At 71.9% G+C, this 14234-nt stretch carries 13 protein-coding genes and 1 tRNA gene; 11 read left to right on the top strand and 3 right to left on the bottom strand.

Going from position 1 to position 14234, the window contains the following annotated elements; translation table 11 throughout:
• Nucleotides 1-290 precede the first annotated feature (290 nt).
• Nucleotides 291-375: transfer RNA gene (locus ABME01_RS06445), tRNA-Leu, on the bottom strand.
• A gap of 225 nt (nucleotides 376-600) precedes the next feature.
• Here ABME01_RS06445 and ABME01_RS06440 point away from each other — a divergent pair.
• A complete protein-coding gene (locus ABME01_RS06440) occupies nucleotides 601-1917 on the top strand; it encodes a M20/M25/M40 family metallo-hydrolase (RefSeq protein WP_353827551.1) in 1317 nt (438 codons plus the stop codon).
• A 76-nt stretch (nucleotides 1918-1993) separates the two neighbouring features.
• On the top strand, nucleotides 1994-2815 hold the full coding sequence (locus ABME01_RS06435) for an undecaprenyl-diphosphate phosphatase (RefSeq protein ID WP_353827550.1): 822 nt from the start codon (nucleotides 1994-1996) through the stop codon (nucleotides 2813-2815).
• Between the two features lie 25 nt (nucleotides 2816-2840).
• Here the strand turns inward: ABME01_RS06435 and ABME01_RS06430 are convergent, their stop codons facing one another.
• On the bottom strand, nucleotides 2841-3752 hold the full coding sequence (locus ABME01_RS06430; RefSeq protein ID WP_353827549.1) for a PAC2 family protein: 912 nt from the start codon (nucleotides 3750-3752) through the stop codon (nucleotides 2841-2843).
• Between the two features lie 77 nt (nucleotides 3753-3829).
• Here ABME01_RS06430 and ABME01_RS06425 point away from each other — a divergent pair, with 77 nt between their 5' ends.
• The 9 genes from ABME01_RS06425 to lnt all read left to right on the top strand — a co-directional run bounded on the left by ABME01_RS06425 (nucleotide 3830) and on the right by lnt (nucleotide 13857).
• Complete coding sequence (locus ABME01_RS06425; RefSeq protein WP_353827548.1) at nucleotides 3830-4504, top strand: HAD family hydrolase; 675 nt, start codon at nucleotides 3830-3832, stop codon at nucleotides 4502-4504.
• Nucleotides 4501-5517: a tRNA (adenine-N1)-methyltransferase gene (locus ABME01_RS06420; protein ID WP_353827547.1), complete on the top strand. Its 1017-nt coding sequence runs from the start codon at nucleotides 4501-4503 to the stop codon at nucleotides 5515-5517. The genes ABME01_RS06425 and ABME01_RS06420 overlap by 4 nt, the downstream gene beginning before the upstream one ends.
• 40 nt (nucleotides 5518-5557) lie before the next feature.
• Complete coding sequence (locus ABME01_RS06415) at nucleotides 5558-6499, top strand: FKBP-type peptidyl-prolyl cis-trans isomerase (protein ID WP_353827546.1); 942 nt, start codon at nucleotides 5558-5560, stop codon at nucleotides 6497-6499.
• A gap of 49 nt (nucleotides 6500-6548) precedes the next feature.
• Nucleotides 6549-7568 carry a helix-turn-helix transcriptional regulator gene (locus ABME01_RS06410; protein ID WP_353827545.1) on the top strand — a complete coding sequence of 340 codons (1020 nt, stop codon included), beginning with the start codon at nucleotides 6549-6551 and terminating at the stop codon, nucleotides 7566-7568.
• The gene (locus ABME01_RS06405; RefSeq protein WP_353827544.1) at nucleotides 7565-8563 is read left to right on the top strand and encodes a helix-turn-helix transcriptional regulator; all 999 of its coding nucleotides are present in this window, start codon (nucleotides 7565-7567) and stop codon (nucleotides 8561-8563) included. Before ABME01_RS06410 ends, ABME01_RS06405 begins: the two co-directional genes overlap by 4 nt.
• A gap of 70 nt (nucleotides 8564-8633) precedes the next feature.
• Entirely contained in the window at nucleotides 8634-8948 is a 315-nt protein-coding gene (tatA, locus tag ABME01_RS06400) for a twin-arginine translocase TatA/TatE family subunit (protein ID WP_436407407.1), read from the top strand.
• 5 nt (nucleotides 8949-8953) lie between these two features.
• Nucleotides 8954-9763 carry a twin-arginine translocase subunit TatC gene (gene tatC, locus ABME01_RS06395; RefSeq protein WP_436407406.1) on the top strand — a complete coding sequence of 270 codons (810 nt, stop codon included), beginning with the start codon at nucleotides 8954-8956 and terminating at the stop codon, nucleotides 9761-9763.
• Nucleotides 9764-9775: 12 nt separating this feature from the next.
• Complete coding sequence (locus tag ABME01_RS06390) at nucleotides 9776-12205, top strand: DEAD/DEAH box helicase (protein WP_353827543.1); 2430 nt, start codon at nucleotides 9776-9778, stop codon at nucleotides 12203-12205.
• Nucleotides 12202-13857 (top strand): apolipoprotein N-acyltransferase, encoded by a 1656-nt coding sequence (gene lnt, locus ABME01_RS06385; RefSeq protein ID WP_353827542.1) that lies wholly within the window; start codon nucleotides 12202-12204, stop codon nucleotides 13855-13857. Before ABME01_RS06390 ends, lnt begins: the two co-directional genes overlap by 4 nt.
• Here the strand turns inward: lnt and ABME01_RS06380 are convergent.
• The gene (locus ABME01_RS06380) at nucleotides 13854-14219 is read right to left on the bottom strand and encodes an RNA polymerase-binding protein RbpA (protein WP_353827541.1); all 366 of its coding nucleotides are present in this window, start codon (nucleotides 14217-14219) and stop codon (nucleotides 13854-13856) included. The genes lnt and ABME01_RS06380 overlap by 4 nt on opposite strands.
• Nucleotides 14220-14234 lie beyond the last annotated feature (15 nt).

The following is a 14234-nucleotide window of genomic DNA, read 5'->3' as shown; positions in this document are numbered from 1 at the left end:
CGTCGTCCCGATCGGAAGCGTGAGGAGCATCCGTCGGCCCTCGGGCGTGCCCGGCAGGGCACGCCCGACATGGCTCGCCGGGCCTGATCGCAGGGGCGTGCTCCATCGAACTCCACGCCTTCCTCAGGAGGCGCGGCGCGAATCACGACGTTCCTCAGGAGGACACGCCGACGAACGCGCAGACACGCCGAACAACTCCTGAGAAGCGAAACGCCCGCCAGGCAGCCAGACGATCGACCCCGGAAACGCGAGAAGGCCGGATCCGAAGATCCGGCCTTCTCGACAACACGTGCGCGAGGGGGGACTTGAACCCCCACGCCCTATCCGGGCACTAGCACCTCAAGCTAGCGCGTCTGCCAATTCCGCCACCCGCGCGTTGTCTCGGCCCTGATCGCTCAGCGGCCGTAGAAGACACTAGCACGGTTTTCCGGACCCGCTGACCACCCGGCGGCGCCCGGACGACCGCGCATCGCGGAGGCCCCGGTCAGTGCCGCAAAGCCGATCCCGGAACGCTGCGGATCCCGTCCGGAACCGGTGGCGAACCCGATCCATCCGTCGTCGCCCCGATGGGATCGCACCCCGCGCGCTAGCGTGGTCGCCATGGCCGAGACGACCCCGACGACCCCCGAGCTCGACGAGACCGCCGTCATCGCACGCGACCTGATCCGGTTCGATACGACGAACCACGGCGAGGGCCGCTCGAACGGCGAGCGCGAGGCCGCGGAGTACGTCGAGGCCCACCTGCGCCGCATGGGCCTCGACCCGGTCCTGCACGAATCGGCGCCCGGACGCGCGAACGTCGTCGCCCGCGTGCCGGGCGCGAACCCCGACAAGCCGGCGCTCGTCCTGCACGGCCACCTCGACGTCGTGCCCGCCGACCCGCGCAACTGGAGCGTCGACCCGTTCGCCGGCGAGATCCGGGACGGCATGCTGTGGGGCCGCGGCGCGGTCGACATGAAGGACATGGACGCCATGATCCTCACGTCCGTCGGCGACATCCTCGCCGAGGGGCGGCTGCCCGAGCGCGAGCTGGTCCTGGGATTCTTCGCCGACGAGGAGGCCGGCGGCCTGTACGGCGCGAGCTGGCTCGTCGACGAGCACCCGGAGCTCTTCGCGGGCGCGACCGAGGCCATCAGCGAGGTCGGCGGCTACTCCATCACGGTCGGCGGGCAGCGCGCCTACCTCCTGCAGACGGGCGAGAAGTCGCTCGTGTGGGTGCGGCTCATCGCGCGCGGCACGGCCGCCCACGGATCGCGCCTGATCCGCGAGAACGCGGTGACCAGGCTCGCCGAGGCGGTCGCCCGCATCGGCCGTCGGGAGTGGCCCGTCCGGCTGACCGGGACCACCCGCGAGCTGCTCGCCGCGGTCGCGGGCGCCCTCGGGGTCGACCCCGAGCGGGTCTCCCCGGACGAGCTCGCGCTCGCGACGGGATCGGCCTCGGGCTTCATCACGGCGACGCTCCGCACGACCTCGAACCCCACGCTGCTGCACGCCGGCTACAAGCACAACGTCATCCCCGATCGCGCGGAGGCTCTCGTCGACATCCGGACGCTGCCGGGGGAGGAGGACGCGGTGCTCGCCGAGATCGCCGAGCTCGTCGGCCCCGACATCGAGATCGAGACCGTCCACCGCGACGTCGGCCTCGAGGCGCCGACGCACGGCCCGCTCGTCGACGCCGTCACCGGCGCGCTCCGCGAGCACGACCCGGAGGCATCCGTCTTCCCGTACCTGCTGAGCGGCGGCACCGACAACAAGTCGCTCTCGCGGCTCGGCATCTCCGGCTACGGCTTCGCGCCGCTGCGCCTTCCGGACGGCCTCGACTTCCCTGCGATGTTCCACGGGGTGGACGAGCGCGTGCCGCTGGACGCACTAGTCTTCGGTAGGCGGGTCCTGAAGGACCTGCTCCTGGCGTACTGACGCCGCCCACCCACGTCACGACCGACGACGGTCCTGCGGCCCTTCGCGCGCGAGGGGCGGAAGGCGATACACCCCCGTGCTCGAAGCCATCATCCTCGGCCTCGTCCAGGGACTCACCGAGTTCCTGCCGATCTCCTCCAGCGCGCACCTGCGGATCCTCGGGGAGTTCCTGCCCAACGCGGCGGACCCGGGGGCGGCCTTCACGGCCATCACGCAGCTCGGCACCGAGGCGGCGGTGGTCGTGTTCTTCTGGCGCGACATCGTCCGCATCATCGGGCACTGGTTCGGGTCGCTGACCGGCCGCGTGCCGCGCAACGACCCGGACGCGCGGATGGGATGGCTCATCATCGTGGGCTCGATCCCGATCGTGGTGCTCGGCCTGGTCCTGCAGGACCAGATCGAGACGGTCTTCCGCTCGCTCTACATCACCGCGACGATGCTCATCCTCTTCGGCGTCGTGCTGGGCCTCGCCGACTGGGCGGGGGCGAAGCGGCGGAAGCTCGACGAGCTCACCTACCCGCACGGCATCTACTTCGGCCTCGCGCAGTCGCTCGCGCTCATCCCCGGCGTCTCGCGCTCCGGCGGCACGATCACGATGGGCCTGCTGCTCGGCTACGAGCGCGCGGCGGCGGCGCGGTACGCCTTCCTGCTCGCCATCCCCGCGGTGTTCGGGTCCGGCTTCTACCAGCTGTTCAAGAGCTGGGGCGAGCCGGCGGTCTACGGACCGCTCGAGACGGCGGTCGCGACGGTCGTCGCGTTCGTCGTCGCCATCGTCGTGATCGCGTTCTTCATGAGCTACATCTCGAAGCGCAGCTTCCTGCCGTTCGTGATCTACCGGGTCGCGCTCGGCACGACCATCTTCATCCTGCTCGGGACGGGCGTGCTTCAGCCGCTCTAGGCGGTGCGGCTCCGGACAGCGCGGCTCAGGCGCCGTCGCGCGGGTGCCATGCCCCGCCGCCCGGCTGGTCGCCGCGCCGGCGCAGGTAGCGCTCGAACTCCTGCGCGATCGCCTCGCCGGAGGCCTCGGGGGCGTCGGCCGCGTCGCGGGCCTGCTCGAGCTGGGCGATGTAGCCGGCCATCTCCTCGTCGTCGGCCGCGAGCGCGTCGACGTTCGCCTCCCAGGCGCTCGCCTCCGCCTCGAGCGAGCCGCGCGGGATGCTGAGGCCCGTGAGCTCCTCCACCTTGCCGAGCAGGGCGAGGACCGCCTTCGGCGACGGGGCGTTGTGCACGTAGTGCGGGACCGACGCCCAGAGCGACACCGTGGGGATGCCGACCCGCTCGGCCTGATCGGCGATCACGCTGAGGATGCCGACGGGACCCTCGTAGCTCGAGCGCTCGACGCCGAGCGCGGCCCGCACCTCGGGGTTCTCGCTCGATGCGTATACGGCGAGCGGACGCGTGTGCGGGGCGTCGGCGAGCATGGCGCCGAGCAGCACGATGCCCTCGATGTCGGCCGTGAGGGCCGCGTCGATCAGCTCGGCCGCGAAGCCCTTCCACGTGCGCGCCGGTTCGGCGCCGAGCAGCACGTGCAGGCTGGTCGCGCCCGGGCCGGTCACCGTCTCGTCATCGTCCGGCGACGCCGGCTCGCCGGTCGGACCCAGGATGGCGGCGCCCGGCCAGCGGATCCGGCGGGAACCGTCGGGCTCGGCCTCGATCGTCGGGCGCGTGAACTGGTAGTCGAAGTAGAGCTCGGGGTCGACCGCGGCGATCTCGGCCAGGCCGAGGCGCTCGACGAGCAGCCGGGCCGCTCCGGTCGCCGCCTCGCCGGCGTCGTTCCATCCCTCGAACGCGACGACGAGGAGTCGTCCGCCCTCGAACCCGGTCGGCTGCTGCACTCGGTCCGCCCCGCTTCCCGAGCCCGGGTGGTCCGGACTCACCTCCACAATAGGGCGTGGCCGTAGAATCACCCGTTGTGACCAAGCGCCTCCCTGCCGCCGTCCTGTGGGACATGGACGGCACCCTCGTCGACACCGAGCCGTACTGGATGCGGGCCGAGATCGAGCTCGTGTCCGAATTCGGCAGCACGTGGACCCACGAGGACGCGTTGCAGATGGTCGGGATGGGCCTCTGGGACGCCGCGGAGGTCTTCCGGGCCGCGGGCGTCGAGCTGCCCGCGGACGAGATCGTCGCGCGCCTCACCGACCGGGTGCGCGAGCAGCTCGCACAGCACGGCGTGCCGTGGCAACCCGGCGCACAGCACCTCCTGCGGGAGATCCGGGACGCCGGCATCCCGACGGCCCTCGTGACGATGTCGATCCGGTCGATGGCCGAGGACGTCGTGGGCGCCATCCCGTTCGCGGCCTTCGACGACCTGGTGACCGGCGACGAGGTCGCGGCGCCCAAGCCCCACCCCGAGCCCTACCTCGCCGCCGCCGGCCGGCTCGGGGTCGACATCGCGGACTGCGTCGCGATCGAGGACTCGCCCACCGGGCTCGCGGCGGCCACGTCGGCCGGTGCGGTGACGATCGGGGTCCCGCACATGCTCCCGCTCGACGAGGCGCCCTCCGACGTCGTCTGGGAGAGCCTGGACGGCCGCACGCTGCAGGACCTCATCGAGGTCGCGACCGCGAAGCGGGGAACGGCATGAGCCGCGGCGAGTCGAGCGGTCCGTTCCGGGCGGGCGACCGCGTGCAGCTGACCGGCCCGAAGGGCCGCCTGCACACGATCACGCTCGAGCCCGGCAAGGTCTTCCATTCGCACAAGGGCGGGATCTCCCACGACGACCTCATCGGGCTGCCCGACGGCTCCGTGGTCGCCAACGGCGTCGGCATCGAGTACCTCGCGCTGCGGCCGCTCCTCAACGACTTCGTCATGTCGATGCCGCGCGGTGCCGCCATCGTGTACCCGAAGGACGCGGCGCAGATCCTCGCCCAGGCGGACATCTTCCCGGGCGCCACGGTCGTCGAGGCGGGCGTCGGCTCCGGGGCGCTCTCGCTCTGGCTGCTGCGCGCCATCGGACCGGACGGCCGCCTGATGTCGTTCGAGCGGCGCGAGGAGTTCGCCGACGTGGCCAGAGGCAACGTCGCCACCTTCCACGGGGCCGACCCCGGCAACTGGTCGATCACGCTCGGCGACCTCGCCGAGGCGCTGCCCGAGCAGGCCCCGCCGGCCTCGGTCGACCGGGTCGTGCTCGACATGCTCGCCCCGTGGGAGTGCATCGACGCCGTGTCGGCGGCGCTCAAGCCCGGCGGCGTCGTGCTCTGCTACGTCGCGACCGCGACCCAGCTCTCCCGGGTGGCCGAGGCGATCCGCGCGAGCGGCGAGTACACCGAGCCCGCGGCCAGCGAGACCATGGTCCGCGGATGGCACGTGCAGGGCCTCGCCGTCCGTCCGGACCACCGCATGATCGCGCACACGGGCTTCCTGATCACCGCTCGCCGCCTCGCGCCGGGCACGGTGCTCCCCGAGCTGAAGCGCCGTCCCGCGAAGGCCGAGTTCAGCGACGAGGACGTCGAGGCGTGGACGCCGGGCGCCGTCGGCGAGCGCAACGTCAGCGACAAGGTCCTGCGCAAGCGCGCGCGTGCCGCGAGCTCCGCCGCCCGCAGCTCGCGCGAGGGCGACGGGCCCGCCCCGGACGCCGACCCCGCGGATGCCGACTAGGCTGTCTGCGGCCGTTCCACCCGAGACGAAACGAGGATCCGTGCGCCTCCCGATCGCACTCACCGCCACCGCGACCGCGCTCGCGCTCGTGCTCACCGGCTGCGCGACGGCCCCCGAGCCCGAGGCCGGAGCCGGCGCGTCGTCCGACCTCGTCGAGGTCCGGGGCGACTTCGGCGATACGCCCCGAGTGGACTTCCCGACGCCCCTGAAGCCTGCCGAGACGCAGTGCACCGAGCTCGTCGAGGGCTCGGGCGACCACCTCGAGCGGGGCCAGCAGGCGCTCGTCGGCCTCGCGGTCTACAACGGCACGACGGGCGAGCAGCTCCAGGCCACCGGCTTCGGCAGCGAGGACCCCGTGCCGGTGGTCCTCGGACAGGGCACGGTCGACGGCCTGATCGTGGGGCTCTCCTGCGCCCGGGAGGGCTCGCGCGTGGTCGCGGTCGTCCCGCCCGCCGACCTCTGGGGCGACGAGGGCAACGCGTCCTTCGGACTGACCGGCGACGACAGCGTCGTGATGGTGCTCGACGTCCACGAGGCGTTCCTGCCGAAGGCGAACGGAAGCCCCCGCATCACGCGCGACGGCTTCCCGGCGGTCGTGACCGCACCGGACGGGCGCCCCGGGATCACGGTGCCCGACAACCCGCCGTTCGACACGACCGAGGTCGAGGTGCTCAAGCAGGGCTCCGGGCAGACGGTCGAGTCCGGCGACCGCGTCGTGGTGCACTACACGGGCGTGCTCTGGGACGACAACGAGGTCTTCGACTCGAGCTGGCAGAACGGCGCACCCGCGTCCTTCGTGGTCAGCGACGGCGCCGACTCGCAGGTCATCCCCGGGTTCTCGAAGGCCATCATCGGCCAGCAGGTCGGATCGCAGGTGGGCGTGGTGGTGCCGCCCGAGGACGGCTACGGCGAGGCCGGCCAGGGGCCGGTCCCGGCCGGCGCGACGATGTTCTTCGTCATCGACATCCTCGGCGTGGTGTGACGCGGGGCGGCCGTGCTGCCGCCGCGGGCGCTTCAGTATGATCGCTGACGTGGCGTCATCCAAGCCCGCGGGGGAGTCGCGGATCCCGGTCGAGGATCGGCTGTTCAGCCTCGTACTCGCGCTGCTCGCGACCGAGACCGGGCTGCTGAAGTCCGAGATCCTCTCGACCGTGCGCGGCTATGCCGAGCGCTACGACCCGCGCGGGGGCAACGCGAACCTCGAGCGGCAGTTCGAGCGGGACAAGGACGACATCCGCGACCTGGGCATCCCGCTCGAGACCGTCGAGTCGCCCGACCGGCCCGGCGACAACCAGGCGCTGCGCTATCGCATCCCGAAGGGCGAGTACGACCTGCCGGTCGACGTCCGCTTCACGCCCGACGAGCTCGCACTCCTCGGCCTCGCGGCCGAGGTGTGGCGCGAGGCCTCGCTGTCGGCCGACTCGCAGCGCGCGCTCACGAAGCTCCGTTCGCTCGGCATCGAGCCGCGCGAGCCCGTGATCGGCTACGCGCCGCGACTGCGCGTCCGGGACGCCGCGTTCGAACCCCTGCGTCAGGCGCTCGACCGGCGGCAGCGCGTGCGGTTCCGGTACCTCAAGCCGGGCGAGCGGGCTCCTCGGGTGCGCACCGTCGAGCCCTACGCGGTCGTCCTGCACGAGGGTCGATGGCACCTGCACGGGCGCGACGTCGACGCGGACGCCCCGCGCACGTTCCTGCTCTCCCGCATCGTGGGCGAGGTCGACGTGCGCGCCGGAGCCCCGTTCGCGCCGCCGCCGGCCGACGTGCAGGACCGGGTCCTGGCCGACCTGCAGGCGCTGCGGCTCGCGAACACCGCCGACCTCGCGGTCGAGGCGGGCTCGGACGCCGAGGTGCGCCTCGGGAAGCGCGCGGCGCGCCGCGACGAGGACGCGGGCGTCATCCACCTGCACTACACCGACGAGGCGGTCTTCGCCGACGAGCTCGCCTCGTACGGTCCGGAGGTCCGGGTCCTCGCCCCCGACTCGCTGCGCACCGCCGTGCGCGAGCGACTCGCGGCGGTCGTGGCCGCGCACCGGAGCGGGGGAGCGGCATGAGCCCGCCCGCGCCGCGCCGGCCCTCGGGACTGCGCGCACCGGACAAGCTCGTCTTCCTGCTCTCCCTCGTGCCGTACCTGCTCGAGCGGAAGGTGGTGGACGTGTCGGAGGCCGCCGCGCACTTCGGCGTGAAGGAGGAGGTCATCCGCGACGCCGTGAAGCTCATCGCGACGTCGGGCCTTCCCGGCGCGACGGGCACGTACCAGCCGAACGACCTCTTCGACATCGACTGGGACGCGTTCGAGGAGGACGACGTCATCGTGATCGTGCACCACGTGGCGATCGACGATGCGCCGCGACTGTCGGCGCGCGAGGCGGCCGCCCTCATCGCGGGACTGCAGTACCTGTCGGCGTCGCCCGAGAACGCCGACAGCGCCTCGCTGGCCGCCCTCCTCGACAAGCTGCGCGCCGGCGCATCGGCGGAGCCGAGCCGGCTCGCCGTCGCCGAGGAGGCCGCCGACGCGACCCTCGGCGAGGTGCGCCGTGCGGTCGCCACCGGCCGACGGCTGGAGTTCGACTACCTCAACGCGCGCGGCGAGCACCGCCGGCGCCGCGTCGACCCGCTCCGGATCGCGTCGCTCGGCGCGGACTGGTACCTGCAGGCGTACGACCAGCTCCGCGAGGACGTGCGCAACTTCCGCATCGACCGCATGAGCGGGCTCCGGATCACCGACGAGCCGATCGCCGACCACTCGGACCGCGCCATCCCGGACACCCTGTTCCAGGCCTCGCCGGACGACCTCGACGTCGTCGTGGACGTCGCGCCGGAGAGCCTGCCGCTCCTGGCCGACTACCTCGCGGACTCGACGACCACCGAGGTCGACGGTCGGCTGCGCGTCACGCTGCGCCTCGCGCACGTGCACGGCCTGAAGCGCCTGGTCTCCGGGCTGCCCGGCCTCGTCACCGTGATCGCGCCCGAGGAGGCGCGCACGGCCGTCGCCGCATGGGCGGAGGCGGGCCTCGCCGGATACCCGGACGAATCGTCCGATCGTTAGGCAAACGAAGCCGGACCGAGGCGGACCCGCTTCCGGCGAGCGGGTAGACTGGCCGCACCATCCCGCCAGAATGGACGACTCACTTATGTTTGGAAACGCCTTCACCGGTTGGCACGCGCTGATCATCCTGCTGGTGATCCTGCTGCTCTTCGGTGCGCCGAAGCTTCCCGCGCTCGCGCGCAGCCTGGGCCAGTCGATGAAGATCCTCAAGAACGAGGTCCGCTCCGACGACGACGGTGCCGACTCCACGGACGGCACGGCGACCCCCGAGGCCCCCGCCTCCTCGACTCCCGCCTCCGGCACGACGACGTCGTCGACCGCGGCGTCGACGACGCCCGCACCGCCCGAGCAGCCGAAGCGCACGGACTCCGGCCCGAGCGCCTGAGCCGCATGACCGCGGTGAAGGATCGCGGGGAGAAGAACCGCGAGAAGCGGATGTCGCTCGGCGAGCACCTCGTCGAGCTTCGCAAGCGCCTGTTCATCTCGGCGATCGCCATCGCCGTCGGCATGGTCGGCGGCTGGATCCTGACCGACATGTTCGTCTGGCAGGCGATCCAGGACCCGGTCAACCGCGTCGTCGAGGCGCAGCAGGGTGAGGGCGCCGAGAGCGCCGGGATCATCTTCCCGACCATCTCCAGCGCCTTCGACCTGCGCCTGCAGATCGCGTTCACGCTCGGCATCGTCATCTCCGCGCCGGTCTGGCTGTACCAGGTCTTCGCCTTCCTCGTCCCGGGGCTGAACAAGAAGGAGCGCAAGTACACGTTCGCGTTCTTCGCGACGGCCATCCCGCTCTTCTTCGCCGGCTGCGCGGCCGGGTGGTTCGTGCTGCCGAACATCGTCAAGCTGATGACGAGCTTCGTGCCCGAGGGCGCCGAGACGCTGCTGACGGCGAAGGAGTACATCGACTTCGTCCTGAAGCTCGTCGTGGCGATCGGGATCGCGTTCGTCGTGCCGGTGTTCATCGTGCTGCTGAACTTCGCCGGCATACTGAGCGCGGCATCGATCATCAAGTCGTGGCGGATCGCCATCCTCGTGATCGTGCTCTTCACGGCCTTCGCCACGCCCTCGGCCGACGTGGTCTCGATGTTCATGCTCGCGGTGCCGATGATCGGGCTGTACTTCGCCGCCTACGGCATCGCGTTCCTCCACGACCGTCGCGCGGCCCGGCGTGCGGAGCTGGAGTTCGGCGACGCTGTCTAGGCTGGAGGGGTGATGAGCCTCTCGCCGGCCGAACGCTACGCGCAGTCCCGGCAGCAGCGACGGCAACCCAGGCTGCAGGAGTTCGCGGCGTCGCTCGCCTTCGACCTCGACCCGTTCCAGCGCGCCGCCTGCTCGGCGCTCGACGACGGCCGCAGCGTGCTCGTGGCCGCGCCGACGGGTGCCGGCAAGACCGCGGTCGCCGAGTTCGCCGTGCACCTGGCGATGCAGTCGGGTGACGAGAAGGTCTTCTACACGACGCCGATCAAGGCGCTCTCGAACCAGAAGTACCAGGAGTTCGTCGAGGCGTGGGGCGCGCGGGACGTGGGCCTGCTGACCGGCGACACGAACATCAACGCGACCGCGCGCATCGTGGTCATGACGACCGAGGTGCTGCGGAACATGCTGTACGCGTCGTCGCCCCTGCTCGACCGGCTCTCCTACGTCGTGATGGACGAGGTGCACTACCTCGCGGACCGCTTCCGCGGTGCGGTCTGGGAGGAGGTCATCATCCACCTCCCGGAGCACGTGCGGCTCGTCTCCCTCAGCGCGACGGTCTCGAATGCGGAGGAGTTCGGCGACTGGCTCCAGGCGGTGCGTGGAGACACCGACGTGATCGTCTCCGAGCAGCGTCCCGTGCCCCTCGAGCAGCACGTCCTCGTCGGCGCGAAGCTCGTGGACCTCTTCGACTCGTCGGGGCAGGCCGCGACGCATCGGGTGAACCCCGAGCTGCAGCGTCTGGCGCGGGCGGGCGGCAGGTCGATCCGCGGGCGGTCCCAGCGGGGGCGTCGTGGCAGCGACCGTGGACGGTACCACCGCCCCTCGCCGGGGGAGGGGCGCATGGAGCGCTCCGCCGTCGTCGAACTGCTGAGCGGGAAGCACCTGCTGCCGGCGATCTTCTTCATCTTCTCCCGTGCCGGATGCGACCAGGCCGTGCGGCAGGTGCTGCGCAGCGGCATCCGGCTCACCGACACCGAGGAGCGCGCGGAGATCCGCGCCATCGTCGAGGAGCGCGCACGCCAGCTGCGCGACGAGGACCTCGCCGTCCTCGGCTACTGGGAGTGGATCGAGGGGCTGCAGCGCGGCGTCGCCGCCCACCATGCCGGCATGCTCCCCACCTTCAAGGAGGTCGTCGAGGACCTCTTCCAGCGCAAGCTCCTGAAGGTCGTCTTCGCGACCGAGACGCTCGCGCTCGGCGTGAACATGCCCGCGCGGTCGGTCGTGCTCGAGAAGCTCGAGAAGTTCAACGGCGAGGCTCGCGTGCCGATCACGCCGGGGGAGTACACCCAGCTCACCGGTCGCGCCGGGCGCCGCGGCATCGACGTCGAGGGCCACTCGGTGATCCAGTGGGTCGACGGACTGGACCCCGAAGCGGTCGCGTCGCTCGCGTCCCGCCGGAGCTACCCCATGAACTCCAGCTTCACGCCGACCTACAACATGGCGGTGAACCTGGTCGACCAGTTCGGTCGCGAGCGCACCAGGCAGGTGCTCGAGCTCTCGTTCGCGCAGTTCCAGGCCGACCGCGCCGTCGTCGACCTCGCGCGCACGCTGCGCAAGCAGGAGGACTCCATGGCGGGGTACGAGGAGGCGATGCGGTGCCACCTCGGCGACTTCGCGGAGTACGCCGGCATCCGGCGCCGCATCTCGGACCTCGAGCGGCAGTCCGCGAAGGGGAATCCGACGCATGCCCAGCGCGAGCGCATGCAGCGCGACCTCGCGGCCGAGCGCAAGCGGCTGCGCGCCCACCCGTGCCACGGGTGCGCCGAGCGGGAGCAGCACGCCCGCTGGGCGGAGCGGTGGTGGCGCCTGAAGCGCGAGCATGACGACCTCTCCCGGCAGATCCGCAGCCGTACGGGTCAGGTCGCCAAGCGGTTCGACCGCGTCGCGGAAGTGCTGGAGGCGCTCGGCTACCTCGAGCGCGGGAGCGACGGCGAGGTCGTGCCGACCGCGGCCGGACGCACCCTCAAGCGCATCTACGGCGACCGCGACCTGCTGGTCGCCGAGGCGCTGCGCCGAGGACTCTGGGACGGACTGGACGTGGCGTCGATCGCGGCGATGGCGGCCGCGCTCGTCTACGAGCCGCGGCGCGACGACCGCGGCATCCAGTACCGCATGCCCAAGGGCGGGTTCCGAGACGCCTTCGAGCGCACGACGGACGCGTGGAGCGAGCTCGACGACGTCGAGCGCGACCACCGGCTGCCGGGGACCGAGCAGCCCTCGCCCGCGCTGGCGTCGGCCATGCACGCGTGGGCGCGCGGCGCCGGGCTGGGGCAGGTGCTGGATGACACCGAGCTCGCGGCCGGCGACTTCGTCCGGCTCGCCAAGCAGGTGATCGACCTGCTCGACCAGGTGTCCATCGTCGCCGACGCCGAGCTCGGCGCGACCGCACGCGCCGCCATCGACGCGGTGCGTCGCGGCGTCGTCGCCTACGGGGCCGCATCGTGAGCGCCGGAGCCGACGTGGAGCCGAGCGCGGAACGCGACGTGGCGCGCGGCCCCGAGGAGCCCGGTACGACCGCGGCGCCCGTCCCGACCGTCACCCGCCCGATCCTCCCGTTGTGGGCGGCGCTCATCGTGTCGGCGCTCGGCGGGTTCGTCTACGACCTGGGCTTCCCCGGGGCCAGCGTGTGGCCCCTCGCCTTCGTCGGCATCGCGATGGCGCTGGTGCCCCTCGTCGGCCGTTCCCTGCTGTCCTCGTTCCACGTCGGACTGGCGTTCGGGCTCGCCTTCTACCTCTCGCACGTGTCATGGACCTCGCTCTACCTCGGCCCCATCCCGTGGCTGGCGCTGTCGATCTTCGAGTCCCTGTTCGTGGCCGGCGGTGCCGTGCTCATCACGCTGGCGTACCGGTGGGGTCCGCTGCTCGGTGCATCGCGCTGGGTCCGCCTGCTCATCGTCCCGCTGCTCGTGGCCGGGCTCTGGATCCTCAGGGAGACGGTGACCGGAACGCTGCCGTACGGCGGATTCCCATGGGGGCGCGCGGCGCTCAGCCAGTCGGAGAGCCCGTTCGCACCGGTCGTCTCGTGGGTCGGCTCGACCGGCCTCGGCTTCGTGATGGTGTTCCTCGTCGCGGCGACCATCGAGTGGGTGCGGGAACGCGGATGGCGCGACCTGCGCACCGCCGTCCCCGTCGCGGCGGTCCTCGTGCTCGCCGTGGTCGTGCCGGCGTTCCCGTCGACGGCGGCCGGCGAACTGCGCGTGGCGAGCGTCCAGGGCGACGGACCGGCCGGGTACTTCGACCGGCGCGAGCCCGGCGACATCCTCCGGTCGCAGCTCGACGCGACGGAGCCCGTGCTCGACGAGTCCGGCATCGACGTGCTGCTGTGGCCCGAAGGCGGCAGCGACCTCGATCCGACGCGGAGTCCCGACGTCGCCCGGATCTTCGACGACCTCTCCGAACGGCTCGAGGCGCCCGTCATCCTCAACACGGTCACGGTCGACGACGACCGGTTCTACAACACGTCGCTGCTCTGGGAGGCGGGGGAGGGGGCCGTGCAGCGGTTCTCGAAGCGCAACCCCGTGCCGTTCGGGGAGTACATCCCCGACCGCTGGTTCTACGACGCGATCGTGCCGGAGCTCACCGGGCTCATCCAGCGGGGATACTCGCCGGGGACCGAGCCACCGGTGTTCGAGCTCGACGGCACGGCGACCGGGCTCGCGATCTGCTTCGACGTCATCTACGACGACCTGATCTGGGAGGCCGCCCGCGGAGGCGCCGAGCTCTACATGCTCCAGACCAACAACGCCGACTTCCGGGGGACCGACGAGAACGAGCAGCAGCTCGCGATCGCGCGGCTGCGGGCGATCGAGACCGGCCGGTCCGTGGTCAACATCTCGACGGTCGGCACCAGCCAGGTGATCGACCCGACGGGTCGGACGGTCGAGTCGCTGCCGGCCTACGCGCCCGGAGCGATGGTGACGGATGTCGAACTGCGCACGGGCCTCACGCCGTCGGTCGTGCTCGGGGCGTCGATCCCGCTCCTGGTGGTCGTCGGTTCGCTCGCGGGACTGGTCCTCGCGGGCGTGCTGGGACGACGAAACGCCCGGCGACGGATCGAATCCGTGGCCGGGCGTGCGGAGGGGTCGGACGGCGCCTAGGCGCCGATCTTCTGCTGTCCGCGGCGGGCGCGGAGGTACTGCAGGCGCTCCTCGAGGATCTCCTCGAGCTCGGCGCGCGTACGGCGCTCCAGCAGCATGTCCCAGTGCGTGCGAGCGGACTTCTCGCCCGAGCGGTCGACCTCGACGGGCTTCTGGTCGACGAGCAGCACGGCGGAGTTGCCGCAGTGCTTGCACTCCCAGGTCTCCGGCAGCTCGGCCTCGGTCGAGAATGTCATGACGGTGTCACGACCACACGTCTCGCAGCGGTAGGTGTACTCCGCGCGGTCGGCGAAGACGACGCCCTCTTCGCTCTGCAGGCTCTGGGCGCCGATTCGCATGCCCCGAAGGCTCCGGTCTGCCATGGCGTACTCCTCTCG

The organism is Agromyces litoreus, assembly GCF_040496015.1.
Classification (GTDB): Bacteria; Actinomycetota; Actinomycetes; order Actinomycetales; family Microbacteriaceae; genus Agromyces; species Agromyces litoreus.
The sequence above is the reverse complement of the archived record's forward strand: the minus strand, read 5'-3'. Positions and strand labels throughout refer to the sequence as shown.